The organism is bacterium, assembly GCA_030654305.1.
Taxonomy (GTDB): domain Bacteria; phylum Krumholzibacteriota; class Krumholzibacteriia; order LZORAL124-64-63; family LZORAL124-64-63; genus PNOJ01.
Genome location: JAURXS010000420.1, coordinates 1 through 6,919, shown reverse-complemented (window position 1 = coordinate 6,919; position 6,919 = coordinate 1). Strand labels below are relative to the sequence as shown.

Here is a 6,919-nt window from a genome sequence, read left to right as displayed (position 1 = left end):
TATTGCGGCCGCCCGCCCCGGCAAGCCCGTCGACGAGGAGTACCTGCGTGCGGCTGCACCGACATCTGGGCCTGATGTACGGCATCCTCGTGGCGCTGATCGTCGTGATCGGGGCGTGGTGGGTCTACTACCTGACCCGCGAGGGCCATCACTACGAGAGCTTCCAACTCCAGCGCTACCGCACCGACCAGATGCACGCGGTCTACATCCTCGAGACGGTGCCCGAGGTGCGGGACGACCCGACCGCCATGCTCGGCAAGGCCTTCCCCCACCTCCACTTCCACAAGACGGACCAGGGCTGGGAGGTGGGGATCGATCCCGTGGCGGTCGCCAACGTCCAGAAGGAGGCCGCGCGGCGCCGGCGCATGTTCATGACCGAGGGCGTGGTGTTCCTGCTGCTGCTGGCCGCGGGCACGACCATCCTGACCCTGGCCTCGCGGCGGGAGCGCGACTTCAAGCGCGCGCGCGAGCTGTTCCTGGCCGGGGCGACGCACGAGTTCAAGACGCCGCTGGCGAGCATCCGCCTGTACACCGAGACCCTCCAGCGCCCCGATCTGCCGCCGGACGCCGGCCTGCGCATCCGCGGCGCGATGCTCCAGGACGTCGAGCGGCTCGAGGCGATGGTCGAGCAGGTCCTGTCGGTGAGCCGCGACGAGGACCACCTGCGCGGCGTGCGCGAGACGATCGACCTCGCGGACGTGACCCGCGACGTCCTGGAGACGATGGGCGCGTTCCTCGTGGACCGCGGGGCCCGCCTGGAGGTGGACGTCCCCGACGGTCACCTCGTGATCGGCGACCGCCAGGCGCTGCGCGTGGCGGTGCGCAACCTCGTCCACAACGCGGTCCACTACAGCCCGCCGCCGGCGCAGGTCTCCGTGACGCTGTACCGGGACGGCGACCGGCACCGCCTGACCGTGCGCGACCGCGGGCCCGGCATCCCGCGGCGGGAGCAGCGGCGCGTCTTCGAGAGCTTCTACCGGGCCGAGGCCGGCGCCGGATCCCTGAACGAACGGCCGCGCGGCTCGGGACTCGGCCTGTACCTGGTCCAGCGCAACGTCGAGAGCCTGGGCGGCCGCGTGGTGCTGGAGAGCGAAGAGGGGCGCGGGGCGGCGTTCACCCTGGTGCTGCCCGTCTTCGAGGAGGGGTCGCGATGAAACGGCGCATCCTGGTGGTGGAGGACGACGAGCACCTGGCCGACGGCATGCGGCTGAACCTGGAGCTGGAGGGCTACGAGCCGGTCGTGGCCGTCTCGGCGGAGGAGGGGCTGCACTACTGGAAGCGCGGCGGCGTGGACCTCGTGCTGCTGGACGTGATGCTGCCGGGCATGGACGGCTTCGCGTTCTGCAAAAAGATCCGCGAGGAGGGCGACCGCGTGCCGGTCCTGTTCCTGACCGCGCGGGGCCGCGACGACGACCGCGTGCGCGGCCTGGAGATGGGCGGCGACGACTACATCACCAAGCCGTTCAACCTGCGCGAGCTGCTGGCGCGCATCAAGGGCATCTTCCGGCGCGAGGAGTGGCGCCGCGAGACCTCGGCGCCGGACACGTTGGAGATCGGGGACTCGGTCGTCGACCTGCGCTCGCTGACCGTCACCAACCCCCGCGGCGTCCACGCGCTGAAGGACAAGGAGGCCATGATCCTGCGCGTGCTCGCCGAGAAGGACGGCGAACCGGTGGCCCGCCGCACGATCCTGGACCGCATCTGGGGCTACGACGCCTACCCGACCACGCGCACGGTCGACAACTTCATCCTGAACCTGCGCAAGATCATCGAGACCGACCCCGCCAGCCCGGCGCACATCCTCACCGTGCACGGCACGGGCTACCGGCTGGCCCGCTAGCGCGCGAGCGTGAAGCGCCGCACGCTCCGCGAACCGCCCGCCTCCAGGCGCAACAGGTAGAGCCCCGACGGCGCGACCCGTCCGCCGCCGTCGCGGCCATCCCACTCGACGCGGTGCTCTCCGGCCGGCAGTTCCCCGTCCAGCAGCACGGCCCGCCGCCGCCCCGCGAGGTCGAAGACCTCCGCCCGGACGCGCCCGCCGGCGGCCAAGCGGAACGACACCCCGACCCGGGGGTTGGCTGGGTTGGGCTGCAGGGTCATCTCGATGTCGGGAGTGTCGATGAAGGGCGCGGGCGGCAGGTACGCCGGGCCGATCCACAGCTCCGGTCCGCCGACCACGACCTCCTGCAGCCAGTACGCCTCCCCGACGGCGCCCGGCTGGGTGTCCACCCAGGTGTACTCGGCCTGCGAGGTCAACCGCTCGTCGTTCAGCCGGATGCGGTCGGCGGCCGAGACGCCGCGCCAGACGTAGAAGCCGGCCGCGTCGAGCACGCCCTCGACCCGCCAGAAGATGTCGACGAGCTGGTCGGGCCTCAGCGTCGCCAGCAACCGCGACACCACCGCGGGCGGTTCGGTGTCGGGCGCGAGCCCGATGATCATGCGCTCGGCGGCCGGATTGGCAGAGGTCTCGATGTCGTCCAGGGCGAACCAGTTGTCGCTGTCCCCGGCCCAGCCGTAGTTGATGTGGACCTGCCGCACGCCGCCCAGTTCGCGCCAGCCGTCGCAGACCATGGTGTGGACGATCGAACTGTAGAGCAGCGGCCGGCCGGCGCCGATCTCGGTCTGGATCATGCCGAACCAGACCGCATCGGTGTAGCGGAACCGGACCACTTCGCGCGCGGTCGCCAGGAAGCGGTAGTTGTTGACCAGCGCCGAGCGGGCCATCGCCAGGGAGGCCGACGAGCCGCAGACGCTGAAGTCCGTGCGGCAGGCCAGGGCGACCTCGTAGCACAGCTCGGCCGTCGCGGCGCGCTCGCTTTCCGAGGACTCGGCATCCACGACGTGCGGCATCAGGGACCAGTCGTAGGGGTCGAAATAATCGGCCCGCAGGGTGTCGCCGGGCGTCGTGTGCCCGCAACCGTCGTCCCCCGCCCACCAGTAGGCGACCCGCCCCTCGCCCCTCAGCGGCCAGTGGTGGTAGGCCAGCAGCTGGGCCGCGGCCAGGGGCGTGCAGCCGACGAAGGTGCGCGCGCCGTCGCCCGGCGGGCACAGGATGTTGTAGGGCCAGCCCTGGTGCCACGTCGTTTCGAGCAGGGGCCCGGCGCCGAGCACGTCGGCTGGTTCGAGCAGCAGCTTGGCCTGGAACGTCTCGTCGTTCGTGTGGTAGCGCTTCCAGGCGGGGTGGGGCGGCCGGTGGCGCCCCGCGTCGGCGTCGGCGGCGACCTGGCGCACGCGCCCCGCCATCACGTCGGCGAGCAGGTCGAAGAAGCCCCCCGGCTCCCGCGAAGGCAGGTGTGCGGTCTCGCTGGATGCGACCACGGGCGTCAGCTCGAGGCGGCCGGAAACCGCGACGTAACCCCGCGGCGCGACCCGGAAGATCCAGGCCAGGACCGTGTCGCCCGCGGCCAGCGCCCCCTCGTCCACCAGCGTCGGCCGCGAGGCGCCGGCCCACCCTCCACCGCGGTGGGCGACGTCGCAGACCCAGTTGCGGGCGACCTGGCGGGCGGTGTCTTGGGAGACGGGCGCGGCGACGGCGGCGCCCGCGAGCAGCGCCAAAAACGGCAGGAACAGTCGCACCGGCAGGCGAACCGACATGCGCATCCGTTGCCGCTCGGCCTCGGGGGGCGGGCCCGGCGGCGGTGTGGGCGATCGACTCAGACCGCGGTCGGTCTTATACTTGCCTGTGATCATAGCACTTCCGGGACGCCAAGCGTGTGGTTTTTTCCACGGACGTGACGTCTCCGTGACACAAATCGAACAGGCAATTCCTAGATTGGGCCGCGGCGGCGGCATTCCGGCGATCGGCGAGGAGGCGACGTGAATCCTGGCGACGGCACCGACATCATCCGCATCGGCACCCGCGGCAGCGAGCTGGCCCTGTGGCAGGCCCATCACGTCCAGGGCCTGCTCGGCGCCCTCGGCGCGCGGACGTCCCTGACCATCATCAAGACGCAGGGCGACCGCATCGACGACGTGCCCCTGTCCCAGCTCGAGGGCAAGGGCTTCTTCACGAAGGAGCTCGAGGACGCCCAGCTCGACGGCCGCGTCGACCTGGCCGTGCACTCGATGAAGGACCTCGCGACCGGGATGCCGGCGGGACTGGTGCTGGCCGCACTGGTCGGCCGCGAGGATCCGCGCGAAGCCCTGCTGGTGCGGCCGGGCAGCGTGGACCGGGATCGGCTGGCCGCCGGCGAGCTGCTCCCGCTGCCGGACGGCGCGCGGATGGGCACCAGCGCGGCCCGCCGCCAGGCGCAGCTGCACGACCTGCGCCCCGACCTCGTGATCGCCGACCTGCGCGGCAACGTGCCCACGCGCGTGCGCAAGCTGCGCGAAGGTCAGTACGACGCGATCCTGCTGGCGCGCGCGGGCGTGCTGCGCCTGGAGCTCGACCTGGGCGACCTCTGCGTGCTGCCGCTGGAAGTGGACGACTTCGTGCCCGCCCCCGCGCAGGGCATGCTCGCCCTGCAGTGCCGCGACGAACCGCGCGTGCGCGATCTCGTGCACCGCCTGCACTGCGAACCGGACGGCCGCGCCGTCGCGGTGGAGCGCGCGCTGCTCGAGCGCCTCGACGGCGGCTGCCAGCTGCCCTTCGGCGTGAACGTGCGCCGGCTCGGCGACGGCTTCCGGCTGAGCGCCTTCTGGAGCCCGCGCGACGGCGTCGGCGCGCCGCTGCACCTGCGGCTGGACGGCCCCGATCCCGAGGCTCTGGGCGACGAGGCCCTGCGCCGGATCAGGGACCGCGAAGGGAAGCCGGCATGAACGCCCGACCGCGGCGCATCGTCCTGACCCGGGAAGCGGCCCAGTGCCGCCCCTGGCGGGACGCCCTCGCGGCCGCCGGCGCCACGGTGCTGGAACTTCCCCTGCTGCGCTACTCGCCCCTGCCGCCGCCGGCCGACGTCGACCCCGCCGCCTTCGACTGGATCCTGTTCACGTCGCCCCAGGGCGTGCACGCCTTCGCGGACGCCGGCCTGTCCCCCGGCTCCGCCAGGGTCGGCGCCCTCGGCGGCGGCACCGCCGCCGCCCTGGCCGACCGCGGCTGGCGCGACGATCTGGGCGCGCGCTGCCGCGACGGCGCCGAACTGGCCCGCGCCTTCGTCGCCGCCGGCGCGGCGCCCGCCCGCGTGCTGCTGCCGGGTCCCGACCACCGCCTCTCCGAACCGGCCGCCGCCCTGCGCGCCGCCGGCTGCACGGTCGTCGAGCTGCCCCTGTACCGCACCGAACCTGTCCCCGCCGGGGATCTGCCCCGGCACCCCTTCGAAGAGGGCGACCTCGTCTTCTTCGCGAGCCCGTCGGCCGTGGGCGCCTTCGCCGCGGCCTACGCGCTGCGCCCGCCCTGCGTGGCGATCGGGGAGACCACGGCCGCCGCGGCCCGCGCCGCCGGCTTCGACCCCCTGGTCGCCGACGCGCCCGACCTGTCAGCCATGGCCCGGGCCTGCGGCCTGGGCCCCGTCACGGACCCTTCATTCCGGGAGATGCCGTCATGAACCTGCTGCACCGCCCCCGCCGCCTGCGCACGACGCCGCTGATGAGGGAGCTCGTGGCCGAGACCGACATCGCGGCCCGCCACCTGATCACCCCGCACTTCGTGGTCGAAGGCCGCGGCCACGTCGACGAGATCTCGAGCATGCCCGGCGTCACGCACGTCTCGGTCGACAAGCTGGTCGAGGAGGTGGCGGCCGACGTCGAGCTCGGGCTGCGCTCGCACCTGCTGTTCGGGATCCCCGAGCACAAGGACGACCACGGCACCGCGGCCGTGGCCAAGGACGGCCTGGTGCCGCAGGCCCTGAAGGCCCTGCGCGACCGCTTCGGCCGCGACGTCGTGCTGGTGACCGACGTCTGCCTGTGCGCCTACACGAGCCACGGCCACTGCGGCTTCCTCGAGGACGGCGTCGTGGTCAACGACGCCAGCGCCGACCAGCTGGCGCGCATGGCCCTGGCCCACGCGAAGGCCGGCGCCGACATCGTCAGCCCCAGCGACATGATGGACGGCCGCGTCGGCGCCATCCGCGACCTGCTCGACGACGAGGGCTTCGTCAACACCTCGATCCTGGCCTACTCGGCCAAGTTCGCCAGCGCCTACTACGGCCCCTTCCGCGATGCCTGCGACAGCGCGCCGCGCGGCGACCGCAAGACCTACCAGATGGACTCGCGCAACGGCCGCGAGGCCCTGCTCGAGGCGCTGCTCGACATGGAGGAGGGCGCCGACATGGTCATGGTCAAGCCGGCGCTGGCCTACCTGGACATCGTGCGCCGCGTGCGCGAGCAGGCGCTCTGCCCGGTGGTCTGCTACAACGTCAGCGGCGAGTACTCGATGGTGAAGGCCGCCGTGAAGGCCGGCTTCGCCGACGAGCGCGCCGTCGTCATGGAGAACCTGCTGGGCATGCGCCGCGCCGGCGCCGACCTGATCATCACCTACCACGGCCGCGACGCCCTGCGCGGGGGGTGGATCCGATGAGCAACGCCTCCTGGTGGGAGCGCGCGCGGGAGGCGCTGCCCGGCGGCGTCAACTCGCCGGTGCGCGCCTTCAAGTCGGTCGGCGGCGAGCCCTTCTTCGCCAAGCGCGCCGAAGGCGCCTACCTGATCGACGTGGACGGCAACCGCTACGTGGACTACATCGGCAGCTGGGGCCCGATGATCGCCGGCCACGCGCACCCCGCGGTGCTCGAGGCGGTGTCGCGCACGATGGTGGACGGCCTGAGCTTCGGCGTGCCCAATGCGCTGGAAGTGACGATGGCCGAAACCGTGCGCCGCCTCGTGCCGTCCATGGAAATGATGCGCATGGTGAACTCGGGCACCGAGGCCACGCTGTCGGCCATCCGCCTGGCGCGCGGCGCCACCGGCCGCACCCGCCTGGTGAAGTTCGAGGGCTGCTACCACGGCCACGGCGACAGCTTCCTGGAGAAGGCCGGCTCGGGTGCGC

The 6,919-nt window shown here is 72.7% G+C and carries 7 protein-coding genes; 6 read left to right on the top strand and 1 reads right to left on the bottom strand.

The features are described from left to right. Nucleotides 1–47: 47 nt before the first annotated feature. Nucleotides 48–1,154 (top strand): HAMP domain-containing sensor histidine kinase, encoded by a 1,107-nt coding sequence (locus Q7W29_12240; protein MDO9172586.1) that lies wholly within the window; start codon nucleotides 48–50, stop codon nucleotides 1,152–1,154. Next, nucleotides 1,151–1,840: a response regulator transcription factor gene (locus tag Q7W29_12235; protein MDO9172585.1), complete on the top strand. Its 690-nt coding sequence runs from the start codon at nucleotides 1,151–1,153 to the stop codon at nucleotides 1,838–1,840. Before Q7W29_12240 ends, Q7W29_12235 begins: the two co-directional genes overlap by 4 nt. Here the strand turns inward: Q7W29_12235 and Q7W29_12230 are convergent. Next, complete coding sequence (locus tag Q7W29_12230) at nucleotides 1,837–3,594, bottom strand: C10 family peptidase (GenBank protein ID MDO9172584.1); 1,758 nt, start codon at nucleotides 3,592–3,594, stop codon at nucleotides 1,837–1,839. The two genes, Q7W29_12235 and Q7W29_12230, sit on opposite strands and share 4 nt — an antisense overlap. Nucleotides 3,595–3,816: 222 nt before the next feature. On the opposite strand from Q7W29_12230, the gene hemC reads away from it, so the two are divergent. The 4 genes from hemC to Q7W29_12210 all read left to right on the top strand — a co-directional run. Continuing rightward, nucleotides 3,817–4,758, top strand: a complete 942-nt coding sequence (gene hemC / locus Q7W29_12225; GenBank protein ID MDO9172583.1) for a hydroxymethylbilane synthase — start codon at nucleotides 3,817–3,819, stop codon at nucleotides 4,756–4,758. Beyond that, nucleotides 4,755–5,483, top strand: a complete 729-nt coding sequence (locus tag Q7W29_12220) for a uroporphyrinogen-III synthase (GenBank protein ID MDO9172582.1) — start codon at nucleotides 4,755–4,757, stop codon at nucleotides 5,481–5,483. The genes hemC and Q7W29_12220 overlap by 4 nt, the downstream gene beginning before the upstream one ends. After that, a complete protein-coding gene (hemB, locus tag Q7W29_12215; GenBank protein ID MDO9172581.1) occupies nucleotides 5,480–6,454 on the top strand; it encodes a porphobilinogen synthase in 975 nt (324 codons plus the stop codon). Before Q7W29_12220 ends, hemB begins: the two co-directional genes overlap by 4 nt. Then, nucleotides 6,451–6,919: aminotransferase class III-fold pyridoxal phosphate-dependent enzyme (locus Q7W29_12210; GenBank protein MDO9172580.1), on the top strand; the 469-nt coding region annotated here is incomplete at its 3' end. The genes hemB and Q7W29_12210, both read left to right, overlap by 4 nt.

What these genes read in the sequence shown, in the direction of transcription:
- Q7W29_12220 (MDO9172582.1), top strand. Translation starts at nt 4,755, where the DNA reads ATGAACGCCCGACCGCGGCGCATCGTCCTGACCCGGGAAGCGGCCCAG.
- hemB (MDO9172581.1), top strand. Translation starts at nt 5,480, where the DNA reads ATGAACCTGCTGCACCGCCCCCGCCGCCTGCGCACGACGCCGCTGATG.
- Q7W29_12230 (MDO9172584.1), bottom strand. Translation starts at nt 3,594, where the DNA reads ATGTCGGTTCGCCTGCCGGTGCGACTGTTCCTGCCGTTTTTGGCGCTG.
- Q7W29_12235 (MDO9172585.1), top strand. Translation starts at nt 1,151, where the DNA reads ATGAAACGGCGCATCCTGGTGGTGGAGGACGACGAGCACCTGGCCGAC.